Origin of the sequence: Halomonas sp., from assembly GCF_029263665.1 — a bacterium.
In the GTDB taxonomy this organism is placed as follows: domain Bacteria; phylum Pseudomonadota; class Gammaproteobacteria; order Pseudomonadales; family Halomonadaceae; genus Halomonas.
On sequence record NZ_JAJUFQ010000010.1, the window covers coordinates 59447 to 76715 of the forward strand.

General features: G+C 55.1%; 14 protein-coding genes and 3 tRNA genes. 6 read left to right on the plus strand and 11 right to left on the minus strand.

From position 1 onward, the window contains the following. Positions 1 to 112: 112 nt before the first annotated feature. The 6 genes from Q1K07_RS11830 to Q1K07_RS11855 form a co-directional block, all read right to left on the minus strand. The gene (locus tag Q1K07_RS11830) at positions 113 to 979 is read right to left on the minus strand and encodes a restriction endonuclease (protein WP_300311054.1); all 867 of its coding nucleotides are present in this window, start codon (positions 977 to 979) and stop codon (positions 113 to 115) included. A gap of 41 nt (positions 980 to 1020) precedes the next feature. Beyond that, a complete protein-coding gene (locus tag Q1K07_RS11835) occupies positions 1021 to 1845 on the minus strand; it encodes a hypothetical protein (RefSeq protein ID WP_300311057.1) in 825 nt (274 codons plus the stop codon). Between the two features lie 109 nt (positions 1846 to 1954). Continuing rightward, the gene (locus tag Q1K07_RS11840) at positions 1955 to 2539 is read right to left on the minus strand and encodes a hypothetical protein (protein WP_300311059.1); all 585 of its coding nucleotides are present in this window, start codon (positions 2537 to 2539) and stop codon (positions 1955 to 1957) included. A 660-nt stretch (positions 2540 to 3199) separates the two neighbouring features. Further along, positions 3200 to 3613, minus strand: coding sequence for a hypothetical protein (locus Q1K07_RS11845; protein WP_300311061.1), 414 nt, complete (start codon positions 3611 to 3613; stop codon positions 3200 to 3202). Between the two features lie 105 nt (positions 3614 to 3718). After that, entirely contained in the window at positions 3719 to 4810 is a 1092-nt protein-coding gene (locus tag Q1K07_RS11850) for a hypothetical protein (protein ID WP_300311063.1), read from the minus strand. A gap of 416 nt (positions 4811 to 5226) precedes the next feature. Further along, positions 5227 to 6123 (minus strand): LysR family transcriptional regulator, encoded by an 897-nt coding sequence (locus Q1K07_RS11855; protein WP_300311065.1) that lies wholly within the window; start codon positions 6121 to 6123, stop codon positions 5227 to 5229. A 119-nt stretch (positions 6124 to 6242) separates the two neighbouring features. Between Q1K07_RS11855 and Q1K07_RS11860 the strand changes: the two genes are divergently transcribed. The 3 genes from Q1K07_RS11860 to Q1K07_RS11870 all read left to right on the plus strand — a co-directional run bounded on the left by Q1K07_RS11860 (position 6243) and on the right by Q1K07_RS11870 (position 10665). Beyond that, on the plus strand, positions 6243 to 6989 hold the full coding sequence (locus Q1K07_RS11860; protein WP_300311067.1) for a sulfite exporter TauE/SafE family protein: 747 nt from the start codon (positions 6243 to 6245) through the stop codon (positions 6987 to 6989). A 631-nt stretch (positions 6990 to 7620) separates the two neighbouring features. Beyond that, positions 7621 to 9027, plus strand: coding sequence for an aspartate aminotransferase family protein (locus Q1K07_RS11865; protein ID WP_300311069.1), 1407 nt, complete (start codon positions 7621 to 7623; stop codon positions 9025 to 9027). A 138-nt stretch (positions 9028 to 9165) separates the two neighbouring features. Beyond that, positions 9166 to 10665, plus strand: a complete 1500-nt coding sequence (locus tag Q1K07_RS11870; protein WP_300311071.1) for an aldehyde dehydrogenase — start codon at positions 9166 to 9168, stop codon at positions 10663 to 10665. A gap of 34 nt (positions 10666 to 10699) precedes the next feature. Here Q1K07_RS11870 and Q1K07_RS11875 read toward each other — a convergent pair whose 3' ends face one another. The 3 genes from Q1K07_RS11875 to Q1K07_RS11885 form a co-directional block, all read right to left on the minus strand. Beyond that, positions 10700 to 12322 carry an FAD-dependent oxidoreductase gene (locus Q1K07_RS11875; RefSeq protein WP_300311183.1) on the minus strand — a complete coding sequence of 541 codons (1623 nt, stop codon included), beginning with the start codon at positions 12320 to 12322 and terminating at the stop codon, positions 10700 to 10702. A gap of 118 nt (positions 12323 to 12440) precedes the next feature. Then, positions 12441 to 13946, minus strand: a complete 1506-nt coding sequence (gene glpK, locus Q1K07_RS11880; protein WP_300311073.1) for a glycerol kinase GlpK — start codon at positions 13944 to 13946, stop codon at positions 12441 to 12443. 293 nt (positions 13947 to 14239) lie between these two features. Next, positions 14240 to 14998 carry a DeoR/GlpR family transcriptional regulator gene (locus Q1K07_RS11885; protein WP_300311075.1) on the minus strand — a complete coding sequence of 253 codons (759 nt, stop codon included), beginning with the start codon at positions 14996 to 14998 and terminating at the stop codon, positions 14240 to 14242. A gap of 332 nt (positions 14999 to 15330) precedes the next feature. Between Q1K07_RS11885 and Q1K07_RS11890 the strand changes: the two genes are divergently transcribed. The 3 genes from Q1K07_RS11890 (at position 15331) to Q1K07_RS11900 (ending at position 15638) form a co-directional block, all read left to right on the plus strand. Beyond that, positions 15331 to 15407: transfer RNA gene (locus Q1K07_RS11890), tRNA-Val, on the plus strand. 31 nt (positions 15408 to 15438) lie between these two features. Next, positions 15439 to 15515: transfer RNA gene (locus Q1K07_RS11895), tRNA-Val, on the plus strand. Between the two features lie 46 nt (positions 15516 to 15561). Next, positions 15562 to 15638 (plus strand) — tRNA-Val (locus Q1K07_RS11900). A gap of 127 nt (positions 15639 to 15765) precedes the next feature. Here Q1K07_RS11900 and Q1K07_RS11905 read toward each other — a convergent pair. After that, the gene (locus tag Q1K07_RS11905) at positions 15766 to 16224 is read right to left on the minus strand and encodes a GAF domain-containing protein (protein ID WP_300311077.1); all 459 of its coding nucleotides are present in this window, start codon (positions 16222 to 16224) and stop codon (positions 15766 to 15768) included. A 197-nt stretch (positions 16225 to 16421) separates the two neighbouring features. Continuing rightward, entirely contained in the window at positions 16422 to 17210 is a 789-nt protein-coding gene (locus tag Q1K07_RS11910; protein ID WP_300311080.1) for a MetQ/NlpA family ABC transporter substrate-binding protein, read from the minus strand. Positions 17211 to 17269 lie beyond the last annotated feature (59 nt).

A 17269-nucleotide genomic window follows, 5' to 3' on the forward strand; every position in this document is an offset into this window, starting at 1 on the left:
TCTGACGTCGAGCCAACCATTTTTTAACATTGAAATTCATACACTCCATTTGTGATCCGGCATGCCTAACGCTTGCCATCACGCGCTTGGCGCGTGCATGGCCTTGTTATCTCTATTCACCACTCTCGGTCTTTATTACGCCATTTTTGAAGATTGACGTCTTGGCGCCTCGCTGCAGATACTCAATAACCCCGACCAGTTCTTTTGAGAGGTCAATTTTTATCGGCTGAACATGAGGCTGTCCTATTTCATACACGAGCCTGAAAGATTTCATCTTCAGCCTCAGTCCGTTATACAGGAGGTATGCTTCCTCAAATTCGGCCTGTTCTTCAAATTCGCCATGTTCAGAATCGCCCTTAGGTCCAAGACGACTTTCTAGTTCGTAGAGCGAGTATTTCTTATCACGCGCGACGTCATCGATGATAATTTCATCGGTACGGCCGTTCATATTGAGCCCTTGGGATACATCTATGCTGGTATTCTTCCTAACCCACTCCCCGTCTATGGCCGGGGCAAACTCCTTTGTTCTTGCGGCAGAACATACATGCATATTTATGCAAACAGTCTTGATAAGGGGTGTTCCATCCAGGCTTGTCCAGTCGGAATCGTTCTGCTCCCTTACAACCAGAAGGTCTATCCTATTTTGCTTGGCTTTCTTAATGGCTCCTGATTGGTAACCCCGCTTTGTTGCAAATAGAGCTCTGAGATCGGGAAGATCTCTAATCTTGCCTATCAGAGCATCAATCTTTTCAACGCTAACGGTCGACTGGTAGTCCTTGCACTCGATGACTGTTTTATAAATCACGCCAGCCAGCTCGTACTCCCAGTACAAGTCAAACTCGCGTGCAACGCCGCAGTTGTCTACCAGTTTCTTGTTTCGCTCGATCTGTATATTTTTCTGGGCTGTGATGCCTTCAGCATTCAGGAGAGCCTCATGAATCTGACCGACAAACTCTTCGTATGCTTTACCGTCTTTCATCACAGCATCCAGATCATAAAATTTGATGATAACGTCAGCCATCAGCCGCGAGAGTTACGAGCGTCGGCTGCTTGGCCTTGTTGTGTATCAAGGGGATCCGCACGCTCCAGTACACGTTTAGTGAATGCCTCGAGGTTCATCTGGTCATCGATATAATATTCCTCCGGCCACAAGTCTAGATTTCCGTATGCGTTGCGGAAATCTTCCCAGTCGAGCGGACCTGAGTCGAAAGAAGCCATGCTCCGGGCATACGGGAAGAGCTTGTTGACCATCGCCTGAAGCTCACCAAGTCGGTACAGGTACGAGATTAGATTATGTTTGTCGGGGCTCACCCATGTGTCGTCTCCTTGCTGCTCGATATACGCCTCAAGTCGAGCTGAATGAACTTGGAGGCGGACCAGCATCCTAGCAAGGAAGTCACCGACTTCGGGCTCGGCGTAACGGATACACTCCCGAAACACGTCTCTGTAGCCCGGCGGCGGATTCGGAGCGGTCACTTGAACTTCCTCACCGCGTGCGGCCTCCCATCCTGCCTTGAAAACCGTAGCGCTGGAAGCAAGGTAAGACGACAATTCGCTTAGCGCATCAGGCAGAAAGGCCTTCGATGCTCGAAATTCGCGCTCGCGCTGCTTCTCCGCATTGTACCGGGAGATACTAAACGCCGTGAGACTTGATGCAAACGCAAGCATGCCGACATTCAAACCTTGCCAACGATCCCATACGTTCTGCACTTGGTGCCAATCCCATCCGACAGCGACCCAAGGGTAAACAAACATGCTCAGCGCGTAGATTAATATAACCGGCATTCCGAGAACATTAAGAATAGTTACAAGTGTTTCCGGCTTAACGATACCTATGTGTTTCATACATCAATATCCGAGGCGTCTACTTGAGACACAACGCCGCCAACACAGGCCGAGCGGTAGCGAGGTCCAGCCAGCGCGCATTTTGCGCTGGCGACTGTGCTTGGCCTTGTCAGCCTTTTTCTGTGGAAATGATTGTGTAATTGATTCCACGATTAACAAACTCTTCCTGAATCCACTGGGTTAGCTTTAGCATTAATATGACAAAAATAAGCACGAATTTTACCCGATTGTCGCTACTCTCCCACGTATAAGTAATTTCTTTGGGATTGCCCTCTTGATCTTTGCCACCAACAAATACATGGAAGGTTTCGCATTTTTGGACTTTTGCAGAAGGAACGATTTCGTTAACTCGTATTTTAAGAGATTCAATGACAGAATCCTCAAGCTCGTAACCCTTTCTATGGGAGAAACAATTTCTCACTTTGTTAATTTTGTCCAGAACTCTAAACAGCTCCTCTGAGAGCCCAAGATTTTTTGATACTACAAGCTTGGTTTTGAACGGCACAAATGCACCCGCATAGAGGTCGTCCGTTTGAGTTAGCTTGCTAGACCATAAATTCAAGACTTCTTCCAAGATGAGATGGCCACGCAGAATACATGTCGCTTCATCGGGAATACTAATCATTGCCAGATAATCTTTATGATCGAATATCTGACTGAAGTCGCCACCTACGGGCACGTGCGTCTGATTCATGTTCATTCTCTATTGAAAGCTAACAGCGTATTAGACGGCGCGTTCTATGATTGAATAAACGTGCTGGCAGTTTTTCTGACAAATTTAGCCTGCCAGATTCTCTTAAGCCAATGATTTTTTGGAATATTAATTCCAATTGGGCCGTATAGCCAAATTCGCGCGCTTGCTTCATTTCCCTGCACGGCCGCTTTGGGTCGTAACCAGCCATTCCTCACTTGCCCCTCAATTTCCACAAAGCCATCCGACCCCCCATCACCCTTCATGCACTCTTCTTGTCTCTTTTAGCAGACAAGTATGGTTTTGCCTATCTTTCCCTGGCGTTTTTCCTATAGACCTATGGCGAATGGACCTGCGGTGGAATGGGGCTTGGGAGTAGGGGAAGGCGAAATTCGCATGCTGCCATGTGCAGCAATGGACGCTACAAGGTGAGCGGTCACTTGGGAGTGAGAGTGGAGGAAGGTGGTGGATGAAATGGAGTCGACGGTGTATCCCGCGACTGAAAATGAAAACCCTCCTTGATCGCGGACTGCCTGCTCAGCGAAGAACAGATGCTCGCCGACAAGGAGCATTGGAAGACGCTGCCCGACCCGTTTCCGGCCAGGGAGTAGAGGGCAGGTTAGGAGGTGAGAGTAGCCATCGAGCCCGGGAGGGCTGGTTTGGTCATGAATTCTTGACTTCTATGAACCACTTGGGGCTCATTTCATCAAAGTCCGTTCGTGTATTGGATGGCAAATAACTTGCTGAATCCAATACAACTTCCTTTCCATTAACACGTTTAAAAACAACCCAGTGCCAGAAATTTTTCCCACCTTCCTGGTGGTGTTTTATGGATAGCAACGCCTGGTCGGGTAACGCACTCCAGGACTCAAAGGGTATTTCATCAGTGGATACCTCAACGCCAGCAGTGGTTAACAGCCTTCGCACATATTGGGTGTCTGACCAAAGGGACTCATCTTCAGCAAAGATGCCCATGGCATTAGCAATAGCCTTCATTTCTGGATAGGTTTTTCCCAGGATGTTGGCAACTGAAGCAATTCCGCATCCGCTAGTTTCTTCCTGTATGACTGATTTCATTACAGCTTTTCCTTGATGGGTAGCGGTGATTAGGGCAGGCACTGCCAGATCTTGGGGGTAAGGGTTGGAGAGCGAGCAGTGAAGGCCATCGAGTGTAGGAGGCGTCTACGGAGTGCGAAGATATCCTTTCGGCATCCATATCCAAATTGCAAGGGCGATGATGACGTAGAGCAGCCATACGGGCAGCATCAAAAGAGCCTTGGCAATTAAGGCTGCAAGATCGCCCTTATAGGCCATCTTGATTGCTCGACTTGTAAGTTTGATAAACTTGATAGCACCCGTTTTATCGAGAATTTTTAGACCAGTTTGTCCGAAGGTGGCAGCGAGTAGAATGGTTTCTTTCCCTAATGTTCCGGCTCGCTGAGCAATGTCGATGGCGGTGTTGCCGCCAATGCGGTAGAGCGTGGCACTGTGCCTGCCAAAGGTCTCTGTAAACCTCGCTGCTCGGAGTAGGTCATTGGCATTATTGGTATTCTTGAGGAGATTCAGGCCGCCTCGTGTTTTGGCAAGGCTGTTGATATTTCCCAGCATACAGCCAAGCTGGCTAAGGTTTTTCGATTGCTGAGCATTACCTGCAGCTTTGATGATTGCCTCGCCTAGCCAGGAAGGTAGCTTCCCGAGTCTGCGGGCGGCCTTAAGGGTTAATATGCTGCTCTTGGCGATTGTAGTTCCTGCGAGTGCAGGGGCACCAGCACCTGCGGTCGCAGCGGTTCCCAATCCACTCATAAATTGTGCAGACGAGGCTATAATGCCTAGTGAGGCCAGAGCCACCATGATCTCATCCACATTTTCGCCTTGTGCGTAGTTAATACCTTGATTGGCTAGGTCGCGAACGTCTCCAATGATTATGAAGTCGGATGCTACGCTGGCGGCTTGTCCGATGGTTTCGTCACTGGTGCCTTGAAAGACCCCTTCACTCAATTTGCTCAACTGGTAGCGCCAGTGCCCGCGATAGTCGTTGATCTCCTGGTGAAGTAACTGAGCATCCGGGTTCTCGCTTACGTAGTCATACTGCATAAAAAAACCCAGATAGTCGGCAGCTTCCGCATAACGCTCTTCCGTGATCATATTATGAGTTTCTGGCAGCGGGTCTATTCGTTGGAGTGCGATAAGAGAAAGTTGAGTCTGTTGCCAGATGATGCTTGCCGATACCAGGGCAAGTAGAAGCAATGTAAGTTTTAACGGGAGTCGTACCATGAAGCTTATACCTTCGATCCGCGTAGCACTTTTGAAACCTCTTTACTGTGAAAACAACGTCATTTTGTAGCATGTGGTTGGCGGGAGGGTCGCTTTGCCTCGTAACCAGCCATTCCCTCACAAAGCCAACCACATCCCTGTCACCCTTCATGCATGTCTTATGTCTCTTTTAGCGGACAAGTATGATTTTGCCTATCCTTCCATGCCACTTTTTCTATAGACCTATGGCTAGTGGACCCACGGTGGAATGGGGCTTGGGAGTAGGGCGGAGGAGAGATACGTCTGATGCCATGCATAGTGTTGGGCGCTACAAGGTGAGCGGTTACTTGTGTATTGGGAGTGGAGGGGCGATGCAGTGGAAGGGTTCAGGCGGTGCTCCCTGTTGCTGCAAGTTTACCCAGGCCAGAAGTGGGCACTCAGAGCGTATTGGTGTCAGCCCCCAAATGAGCAAGCAGGCTCTGCATGGGGGCAGACAGTGTTTTCCAGTCCCTGAAACACAAGCACAGCTGTCGGCGTGCCCAGCCATCGGTCAGCAACAGGGTTCGATAGGCGTAGCGTCGACGGTAACGTCTGGCAATGTCCTGGGGCAGAATGCCGATGCCTATCCCGTGGTCGACCATCTCACATACGCCTTTGTAGGTTTTCATGCGAATTCGGTAATCGAGAAGGCTTCCAGCTGCGCGTGCCTGATCGTCGATGTGATCCTGCAGGGCGCTACCCTGGGACAGGCCGACGAAGGGGTGATCCAGCACTTCAGAGAGATGGACTCTATCGCGTTGGGCTAGGGGATGGTTGCGAGGCACGATCAACACCAGGTGATCCTTAGCGACGGGGTGCAGCTCCAGGCCTTCTGCGTTGATGGCATCGGACACAATACCGGCCTCTGCCAATCCGGAATGAATGGCTCGAACGATATCGGCACTGGTACGTTCCTTGAGCGCAATGCGCAAGCGAGGGCGATCCGCTAACCAAGGTGCAAGCCTGCTTGGGAGAAATTCCGTCAGCGCTGCGGTATTGGTGTAGAGGTGGATGGTGCCGCGAGCACCGACCGCGAAGTCCTGTAGTTCGCTGTTCAGAATGTCCTGCTGGCGAAGTATCAGGCGTGCGTGGTGTGCCAACGCCTCTCCGGCTTCGGTTGTGACACTTCCCCTTGAACGCCTTTCCAGCAAGGCTACCCCGGCGACACTTTCCATATTGCGCATCCGCTCGCTGGCCGACGCCAAGGCCAGGTTGGCACGCGCTGCGCCTGCGGTGATGCTGCCGCTATCCACGATGCACAGGAACAGATGAAGGTCTGCCAGGTCGAGCCGCATGGAAAGTCCTCGCACAAGCCTTCGGATTATCCGAAGGGTGGGCTGATGACTCCGCATTGTGCGAGGTGCCGCCTCAAGTTTCAATTTGGCTCTCAGCCGTTCCTCAGTGAGAGCCTGCCATGCACGATGCCATCTCGTACCTTCTGTTCCTTGTCGGCACCTTTCTGGCTGCTGGTGTGGTGAAGGGCGTCACCGGAATGGGGCTGCCAACAGTTGCCATGGGCTTGCTTGGCACGGTGATGCCACCGGCCAGTGCTGCCGCCATTCTCGTCATCCCGTCTTTCGTGACCAATGTCTGGCAGCTGTTTTACGGCCCATCGATAGTGCAGCTGATACGCCGATTCTGGCCAATGATGCTTGGCATCATCCTGGGTACTGTCGGTGGTGCCGCGCTATTGGTGCGAGTGGATCCGGTCTGGTCCGGGTGTTGGCTTGGCGTCGCGCTGATGGTCTATGCCGGGTATGCGCTTATCGCCCCAGCCTTTTCTGTTCCCGCGGCCCTGGAAAGGCGGCTGTCGCCGCTTGTTGGGTTGATCACCGGTCTCGTGACTGGCGCCACAGGTGTCTTCGTGATGCCTGCAGTACCGTACCTGGGGTCGCTGAACATGAACCGGGAAGAGTTGATACAGGCCCTGGGTTTATCTTTCACCACTTCCACGATAGCGCTGGCAGCAGGGCTGTTCGCCCATGGGGCTTTCCAGGTCTCGCAATTAGGCACATCGGCGATGGCCATCGTGCCAGCACTGATTGGCATGTGGGCTGGCCAATATGTACGCATGCGGATCAGCCCCAAGCGATTTCGTCAGTGCTTCCTGTTCTTCTTGATCGCGCTGGGGCTTGAGTTGGCCTCTCGGCCGTTCTTGTGAGCGCTGGAGGAGGGGGCCATTTGGGAGAGAGCTGCTCTTGGCACTTAGCCTCCCAAATGGCCTGGGCTGGTGATTTGTCGTCAGGTGATTGCAAGTTGTCCTGAAGCCGAGCCTTGATGGGGTTCAGGTGTTCCTTGATGCCATAGATGACGATCACGATACCTCCTGTATTCGTTGGTTCTGACATGTGTGGCAGGGATTCAGACTAATGAATTTTTCTACGTGCCTCCATGGGAAAAGGCGCAAGGGGCGTCGTTGTCCATCGGCCCGTGGCGTAAAGCATTTTGACCAGGGCGAACGTAGCTGCCTATCGGTGACGTGAAGCGTCAATAAATACCCATCCGAGGGTATGGTCGGGGCGTGCGATAAGCAGGACCCTAGGCGCTGGACTCAGGTAGGAAGGGTGAAAGGCCGTCAATGAAAGTTGGCCATTATTTGTCAAGGCGTCGAGATATTTTGTCGATATTTTTTAATAATGACTATGTTCTACGATAGTTGTAGTCATTAAAATCAATGTGTTATGTGGATGTCACGCAAGGATCTGGAAAAAAGGTTGGAATCGCGCAACAGGATCTATATGTTGAATAAAAAATAACACTCGATTTGACGTGCTTTCCTGGAGGATGGTGTCATGGCAATGCTCAGCAGTGAACGACTCAAGGCGCTGGATACCGCGCATCACCTGCATCCGTTCACGGACTACAAGGCCCTTGGTGAAGAAGGCAGCCGGATCATTACCGAGGCGGATGGCATCTATATACAGGATGCTGAAGGCAATCGCATGCTCGATGCCATGGCGGGGCTGTGGTGCGTGAATCTGGGTTACGGGCGCCAGGAGCTGGTCGATGCTGCGACGGCTCAGCTGCAGCAATTGCCGTACTACAACAACTTCTTCAAGACGACACATCCGCCTGCGGTGGAGCTGGCCGACACACTATGTCGGCTGGCTCCCAAGCATATGAACCGGGTGTTCTTCACCGGGTCTGGCTCCGAAGCCAATGACACGGTAGTGCGCATGGTGAGGCATTACTGGGCGCTCAAGGGCAAGCCCGAAAAGCAATGGATCGTTGCTCGCGAGAATGCCTACCACGGTTCCACCTTGGCGGGCATGAGCCTGGGCGGCATGGCCGCGATGCATGGCCAGGGCGGTCCTGCGGTGCCGGCGATTACCCACGTGCGTCAGCCTTACTGGTTCACTGAAGGCCGGGACATGAGTCCGGATGCATTCGGGCAGGCCTGTGCCGACGCCATAGAGGAACGCATTCTCGAACTGGGCGAAGACAAGGTGGCGGCTTTCATTGCGGAACCCGTGCAGGGCGCGGGAGGTGCCATCATTCCGCCACAAAGCTACTGGCCTGCGGTCAAGAAGGTGCTGGCCAAGTACGACATTCTGCTGGTGGCCGATGAGGTGATCTGTGGCTTTGGTCGTCTCGGGGAGTGGTTCGGCAGTGACCATTACGGCCTGGAGCCCGACCTGATGCCGATCGCCAAAGGGCTGTCTTCAGGCTATCTGCCGATTGGTGGTGTTCTAGTCGGTGATCGTGTGGCGCAAACGCTGATTGAAGATGGCGGTGAATTCTTCCATGGTTTTACCTATTCCGGGCATCCCACCTGTGCTGCAGTAGCGCTGAAGAACTTGCAGCTGATGGAAGCGGAAGGCGTCGTTGAACGTGTGCGCGATGAAGTCGGTCCTTATCTGGCACAACGCTGGAAAGCGCTCGAACAGCATCCGTTAGTGGGAGAGGCACGCTCGCTGGGGTTGATTGGTGCACTGGAAATCGTGGCCGACAAGGCGACGGGCAAGCGTTTCGACAAGGCGCTGGGTGTCGGTAACCTGTGCCGTGATATTTGCTTCGAAACAGGGCTGGTCATGCGTTCGGTGGGTGACACCATGGTCATCTCGCCCCCCTTGGTCATCACCAAGGCGCAGATTGATGAGCTGGTAGGGCTTGCCGAAGCGGCGCTGGATGAAACCGCACGCCGCCTGCAGGCGCAGGGTGTGGCATATGCTACCCAGGACAGTTTGGTTCAAGCCTAAACGGCTCAAGAATGATGAGTTGGCTCTAGCACGCTGAGCCTGATCGAGATCGAGGGAAGCGCAGATATTGATGCTGCGTTTCCCTCTCTCTGAAGAAGACACTGCTGAAAAAGACACTGGACCACAGGAGGTGATGGCATGAGCCATCCCAAGACATACGCCGAATGGCAAGCCATGGCGGAAAGCGTGAAAGCGAACCTGGAAACTCGCGCTTTCATCGATGATACGTTTGTCGACGCGGTGAGTGGCGACAGCTTCGAAACCATCAACCCGGCGACGGGGGAAGTGCTGGCCAAGGTTGCCAGTTGCGATGCTGCGGATGTGGACAAGGCCGTGGCGGTGGCGCGTCGTGCCTTCAACAGTGGCGAGTGGTCGCGCATGGCGCCGGGCGCGCGTAAGAAGGTCCTGCTCAAACTGGCGGATTTGATGCAGCAACACCGTGATGAGCTGGCGCTGCTCGATACCCTGGACATGGGCAAGCCGATTGGCAGTTCACTGGGGGATATGGCGGGGGCAATCGGTACCATTCGTCATCAGGCGGAATCCATCGACAAGGTCTACGGCGAAGTGGCGCCCACCGGCGAGGAAGCCTTGGCGCTGGTGCTGCGTGAACCGCTGGGTGTCGTGGCTTCCATCGTGCCGTGGAACTTCCCGCTGATGATGACGGCGTGGAAGATCGCGCCGGCGCTGGCGGCGGGTAACAGTGTCATTCTCAAGCCGTCCGAGAAGTCGCCGCTGTCGGCGTTGCGCTTGGCCCAGCTGGCCAAGGAAGCCGGAATCCCTTCTGGGGTATTCCAGGTATTGCCAGGTTTCGGTCATACCGTCGGCAAGGCACTGGCCCTGTCCATGGATGTCAATTGCCTGGCCTTTACCGGTTCCACCGGGGTTGGCAAGCAGCTGATGCAGTATGCCGGGCAATCCAATCTCAAACGTGTCTATCTTGAGTGTGGCGGCAAGAGCCCGAATATCGTCTTTGCCGACTGCAAGAACCTGGACAAGGTGGCCCAGCATGCCGCCGAAGCCATCTTCCATAACCAGGGGGAAGTGTGTATCGCAGGTTCTCGCCTGCTGGTGGAGAACAGCGTGCGAGAGGCCTTCGTCGACAAGGTGCTGGCCGCGGCCGAAAACATGCAGCCGGGCGATCCGCTGGATCCGAACAGCTTCATGGGGGCCATCGTCGATCGCACGCAGTACGAACGTATCCTCGACTACATCCGCAAGGGTGTTGAAGAGGGGGCCCAACTGCGTACCGGTGGCAAGTCGCTGGAAGGCCCTGGCCTGTTCATCTGCCCGACCGTGTTCGATGGTGTGAATGACAAGATGGCCATTGGCCGTGAAGAGATCTTCGGTCCGGTGCTGTCGGTGTTCGGTTTCGATCGCGAAGAAGAGGCCATCGCCCTGGCCAACGACAGTGACTACGGCCTTGCGGCTGGCCTGTGGAGTCAGGATATCGACCGCATCATGCGCGTCACTCGTCGCCTCGAATCCGGCCAGGTGTTCGTCAACAACTGGGCCGGTGGTGATCAGACCGTGCCTTTTGGCGGGGTCAAGCAATCCGGTAACGGGCGTGATAAATCTCACCACTCTCTGGAGGAGTATTCTGAACTGAAGAGTGTGTGGATTTCACTAGGCGATTGAGGCCAGCCTCAGTCTCTGAAACCCATCTTGGTCTTCAAGACAAGCCCTGGGTGACGACAGTGCTGGTGCCGAAATACTCGGCATAACGCGCTTCAGCCTGATCACCGAACAGGATCTCGCAGGCTTCGTGAAGCCCGGGGGAGTGGCGTAGCTGCTCCTGGCTCACGACCAGCGAGATCCTGTCTCTTCTGCGCAGCAGGTCCTCCAGGCGCGTGACCATCTCCTGTTCTCGGGCCAACTGAAGCTCGCAGCGCAGGTATTCGCTGCCTTCTATCAGCGGCTCGGCCTGGCGCGGATCGCGGACAATGCTTTCCAGCAGGCCATGGGCATCATTGGCGTAGCGCCGCCACAGGCGTTGGCTCAGAGGCTCGCTGGCATCTTCCGGGGTGAGGCCGTCCAGCCCGATCTCCATGGCATGACGCAGGAATTCCTGCTTTTCCTGTTCGCCCGGCTCTCCATACCAGCGGGACTCCGGGTGTGGCACGTCGATACCCAGCTTCTGGACTTCCGCGAGGATCTCTTCACCGACATTGATGCAATCCGTGAGCTTGCCACCAAAAATGCTGATATGAGCATGCTTTCTGTTGGTGTCGATGGCGTGCTTGCGCGATAGCTGCAGGAAGTCACGCTCTTTTCCATTGCTGCTCGAAACTGCCAGGGGGCGCACGCCACAGCGCGTTGCGATGATGTCATCCCGATTCAGGGGGCGTGCCAATGTCAGGCGCTTGTTGATGTTGTCGAGCACGAAGTTGATGTCACCGGCATCAATATCGACATGCGGATGTTCAACCCGGGTGTCGGTTGTGCCAATGCAGGTACGATTGCCCATCGGGATGACAAAGAACAGGCGTCCATCGTCGGCGAAGAAGGCGAGTACGTGGGGGTCGTCGGTGAGCTTGGGAACGATCAAGTGAATGCCTTTGGAAAAGGCGTGGTGATGTTCTGTCGTTTCGCCTGACAGTCGGTTGTGCTCATCGACCCAGGGTCCCGCCGCATTGATCAACACCTTGGCCTGGATCGTGAAGGGCCTGTCATGGATGACATCGCGCACGCGGACTTCCCAGCCCTCGTCGTGATGCTCGGCACCCAGCGATTCCACGTAATTGGCGACGCGTGCGTTGGCGTGCATGGCGCGGTGCACGAACTGGAAGACGAAGCGAGCATCGTTGTCGTACAGGTAGGCGTCGGAGTACTCGACGCCTCCATGCGCTTCCCGAGTATCGACAATGGAGGCACGCTTGTGGATGTCGCTGATGCGCAGGAAGTGCGGCATGCGCGTCTGGCCGTTGCCCATCAGCCAGTAGAGCCATGAACCGGCCCAGAGCATGCCAGGGTGGTGGCGAAATCCCTTGCTCACCGTCGTCAGAAAACGAATCTCCTTGACCGAGGAGGGGAAGCTCTTGACCAAGTGATTGCGGCTCTTGCACAGCTTGCGCACCAGGGAAAAATCGAAACTTTCCATGTACTTGATGCCACCCCATGCCAGGTTGGACGACTGCTGGCTGGTAGCACTGGCAAAGTCGCTGCGGTCGATCAATGCCACGCTGACGCCCTTGCTGGCCAGGGCCGCCGCCGCACAGGCACCGTTGATGCCCGCACCAACGATAAGGACATCGAAGCGATCATTCGCCAAGTGCTGGAGATGAGTATCGCGCAGCGTACTGACATGTGCTGTGCTGGTAGGCTGCGGACTGGTCAGTGACTCGTTTTCGCATCGTTGCACAACAGGACTCCTGTCTAGGGATATGCGCTGCGCAGGACATGGCAGGCCAGTATTACTCTGCGTCTTCGCGTTCCCAGTTCATGGTGCGTCGTACGGCTTTCTTCCAGCCCTTGTAGCGCTGCTCGCGGTCCTTGCTGCTCATCACCGGGCTGAAGGTGCGCTCGATTTCCCCTTTGGTGGCGAGTTCTGCCTGGGTCCACATGCCCACGGCGATGCCCGCCAGATAGGCTGCACCCAGTGCTGTGCTTTCCGTGATGATCGGGCGATCGACCTCGACACCGAGCATGTCGGCCTGGAACTGCATCATGACGTTGTTGGCGACGGCACCACCGTCAACACGCAGGGACTTCAGGGTGATGCCGGAATCTGCCTGCATGGCATCGATGATGTCGCGGGTCTGGTAGGCCAGGGCGTCCAGTGTCGCGCGTGTGATGTGTTCCTTGCTGGAGCCGCGGGTCAGGCCAAAGATGGCGCCGCGTGCGTACATGTCCCAGTAGGGCGCGCCAAGCCCGGCAAAGGCGGGGACCACGTAGACGCCGCCGGAGTCCTTCACCTTGCCGGCGTAGTACTCGGAATCCTCGGCGGAATCGATCAGCTTCAATTCATCGCGCAGCCATTGAATGGCAGCTCCGGCAATGAAAATGGAGCCTTCCAAGGCATAAGTGATCTTGCCGCCGAGTCCCCAGGCGATGGTGGTCAGCAGGCCGGAACGGGAAGGCACAGGCTGCTCACCAGTGTTCATCAGCAGGAAGCAACCGGTGCCGTAGGTATTCTTGACCATGCCTTGCTCGAAGCAGGCCTGGCCGAACAACGCGGCTTGCTGATCGCCGGCGATCCCCGCAATCGGTATCTGGGCACCCCCAAACATCTCCGCCCCGGTAGTGCCATAGATCTCGCTGGAAGGGCGCACTTCCGGCAACATGCAGCGCGGAATGTTCAGGGCATCGAGCAGGCGCTGATCCCAATCCAGCTGGTGGATATCGAACAGCATGGTACGGGAGGCGTTGGTCACGTCGGTGACGTGGCGTTGGCCGCGAGTCAGGTTCCACACCAGCCAGGAATCCATGGTGCCGAACAGCAGCTCGCCACGCTCGGCGCGCTGCTGCGCGCCTTCGACCTGATCCAGAATCCAGCGGATCTTGGTGGCCGAAAAATACGCATCGACGATAAGCCCTGTGGTGGCGCGGATATGGTCTTCCAGCCCTTGGTTCTTGAGCTCGTCGCATAGCGGCGCGGTGCGACGATCCTGCCAGACAATGGCGTGATGAATGGGCTTGCCACTGTGGCGATCCCAAATCACGGTGGTCTCGCGCTGATTGGTGATGCCGATGGCGGCCACTTCCGAGGGTTTGATGCCGTGCGTCTCGAGAACCTCTCGCGCCACCCCCATCTGGCTACCCCATATTTCCATGGCGTCATGTTCTACATGACCTGGCTGGGGAAAGTGCTGGGTGAATTCCTTCTGCGCGATACCGACAATCTGCGCGTCGCTGTCGAACAGGATGGCACGGCAGCTGGTGGTGCCCTGGTCAAAGGAAAGGATGTACTTGTCACTCATGTGGCGCGTCCTTTTGTTTTCGATATTTCGCTATCTATCGGCTTTATTTGTTCTTTTTTGTCGGAAAGAAGAGCGAAATGTTCGAATTAGAAAATAAGGCTAGTCACAGGATGTCTTGCGAGCAACTACGGCGAAAGCGTGTCGTGTCGTGCTTTAGTCGCATGCGGCTTGCTCCAACAAGTCGTGCTTGTCGGTGAATCTATAGACACTCATGAGTCCGGTGACGTTGAACATTGCTGGCAGGTAGCTGTGGATTGTCAGGTAGCTGTGGATTGACAGATACCAGCGGACGATCAGGCAATATGCAGGGCGACATCATTATCGAGCAGCAGACGCCTGATGGAAGAAGGGGGTTCCCTGTCGGTGAACAGGGCATCCAGCTGGGAGACGTTTCCTTGGCGAACCACAGGATTGCGGTGGAATTTTGAATGATCGGCCACCAGGAATACCTGACGGGAGTTGTGGATGATAGCCTGGGCGACACGTACTTCCTGGTAATCGAATTCGAGCAGGGAGCCATCTTCATCAATACCGCTGATGCCGATCAGGCCAATGTCGACCTTGAACTGGTTGATGAAGTCGATGGTGGCTTCGCCAATGATGCCTCCATCGCGTGAACGCACCTGGCCACCGGCGACGATGACGTTGAAGTCGTCCTTGTGATGCAGAATGGCGGCCACATTGAGATTGTTGGTGATGACCTCCAGGCCCTGGTGTTCGAGCAGGGCTTCTGCCACGAGCTCATTGCTGGTGCCGATATTGATGAACAGCGATGAATGATGCGGCACATGCGCGGCGACATGCGCCGCGATACGCCGCTTGGCATCGATGTTCAGGGTCTTGCGCGTGGCGTAGGCCGTGTTCACCGTGCTGGATTCGAGACCTGCGCCACCATGCACCCGGCGAATCCTGCCTTCACTGGCCAGTGCGTTGAGGTCGCGGCGAATGGTCTGGGGGGTGACCGCGAAATGTTCAGTCAGTTGCTCGATGCTGGCATATCCTTGGCGACTGACCAGTTCGATGATGGCATCCTGACGTTGTTGTTGGTTCATGTGATACTCCACTGACACTGGCGGAACCCGGGCTTTGGTAGGCCCTGATTCTGAAGAAATCCTGACTCTGGCGGAATCCTGACTTGGAGAAATGATTGCTGCAGGCATGACATGATCGTAATCGAACATGGCGGCTGTGGCGAAGGGGCAAATTCCAAAATCATTCGGAGACATCAAAGGCTTGCATTTGCGGGAGGGATGCGTAGAATACGCATCCGTTGCCGAGGGTAGTGTCCTTCATTGGCCTCCTTCAACAGGCACTCAAGTACGTACCGACGAGTACACGGCAGTCGATTCGAGACGGAATCGGGTTGCTGCAGAACTTGTTGAACAGGACCATAGCTCAGTTGGTTAGAGCGCTACCTTGACATGGTAGAGGTCGGCGGTTCGAATCCGCCTGGTCCTACCACTTGAGTCTCTTGCAACATCTGTCTGGCAGCAGGACCATAGCTCAGTTGGTTAGAGCGCCACCTTGACATGGTGGAGGTCGGCGGTTCGAATCCGCCTGGTCCTACCACTCACGTGGAACCATGCTGCAGTTGATTGGCAGAAAAGCCCTATACAGGACCATAGCTCAGTTGGTTAGAGCGCTACCTTGACATGGTAGAGGTCGGCGGTTCGAATCCGCCTGGTCCTACCAGATTCCAAAAGCCCAGCGTATCAACGCTGGGCTTTTTCGTTTTGCTTTCCAGAAGCCCTTTCCTGAGCCCTTGTCTGAAGTTCTCTCTTGAGGTTCTCTCCAGAAATTCTCTGCTGAGGCAGGCTGCTCAATCGAGATCGGAAGCCTGGCAGAAAATCTCGACCAGGGCCTCGATACCTGCCTGATCGGTCTCGCTGAAGCGTGCTTTCCTAGGACTGTCCAGATCCAGAACACCCCACAGAGTGCCGTCGGTATCGAGAATGGGCACCACCAGTTCGGATTCGGATGCGCTGTCACAGGCGATATGGTCGGCTACGGCATGCACGTCATCAATGCGCTGCGTTTGCCTGGTGCGTGCCGATGCACCGCATACTCCCTTGCTGAAGGGGATCGGGTTGCAGGCAGGCTTGCCCTGGAAAGGGCCAAGCGTCAGCTGCTCGGGGCTGCGTTGCAGATAGAAGCCTGCCCAGTTCAAATCAGGGATTTCCTGCATCAGAAAGGCGCTGGTCTGTGCGCTGTTGGTCAGCCAGTCGCGGGTATCCAGCAGGGCCTTCAGTTGGCGGGCGAGCAGGGCATAGTCGGGCATGGTGCTTCCTTACAAGACAAAAGGGCTTCTAACGAGCCAAAAGTGCATTCTTTCAAGACAAAAGTACCTTCTAACAAACGAAAAGTACTTTCTAGCAAACGAAAAGTGCTTTCTTGCAAACCAAAAGGAGAAGGCCAGCGCTGGGCTGGCCTCTCTGACGTGAACTTGGGCGTGAATCCGGCCGTCGTGGGGCGGGATTATTCCCAGCCAGGAACGGCTGAGCCCTTGAACAGTTCATCGGCCTTGGCGGCAACTTCGTCGGACTGGTAGGCCTCGACCAGTTGCTTGATCTCTTCGCGGTCTTCGTCGCCTGCACGCACGGCGATGATATTGACGTAAGGAGACTCGGGGCCTTCCTTAATCAGTGCGTCATCCAGGCTCAGGCCTGCCGGCTGGGCAAAGGTGTTGTTGATGAAGGCCATGTCCACGTCGGGCAGCACGCGGGGCAACTGCGCGGCTTCGATCTCGCGGAACTCGTAGTCGTGCTCGTTCTCGCTCACGTTCAGCGGTGTGGCTTCCAGGTTTTCTGGATCATCCAGCTGAATGAGGCCCAGGTTGTGCATCAGGATCAGTGAGCGGCCTTCGTTGGAAGGATCGTTGGGCAGGGCGATGGTGGCGCCATCCGGCAGTTCATCGATGCTGTCGTACTTTTCGGAATAAGCACCGATCGGATAGACGAAGGTGCGGCCAGCAATGGCGAAGTCATAGCCACGGTCGCGCACCATGGCGTTCATGTACGGCTCGTGCTGGTAGGCATTGGCGTCCAGGCTGCCATCGGCCAGGGCGGCATTGGGCGTGACGTAGTCAGTAAACTCGACGATTTCCACATCCAGGTCGAACTTTTCCTTGGCGATATCGGCGGCGACCTGCATGACGTCAGTCTCTGGGCCTGCGACGGTGCCAACCTTGATTTCGGCAGCATTGGCCTGAGCAATGGCGAGAGACAGAGTGGAGATCGCTAGGGCACCAATCAGAGTCTTGCGCATGTCGAAGTCTTCCTTATCAGTGGTTCGTACGTGCTGAATGCGTTATTCCAGAAGATGTT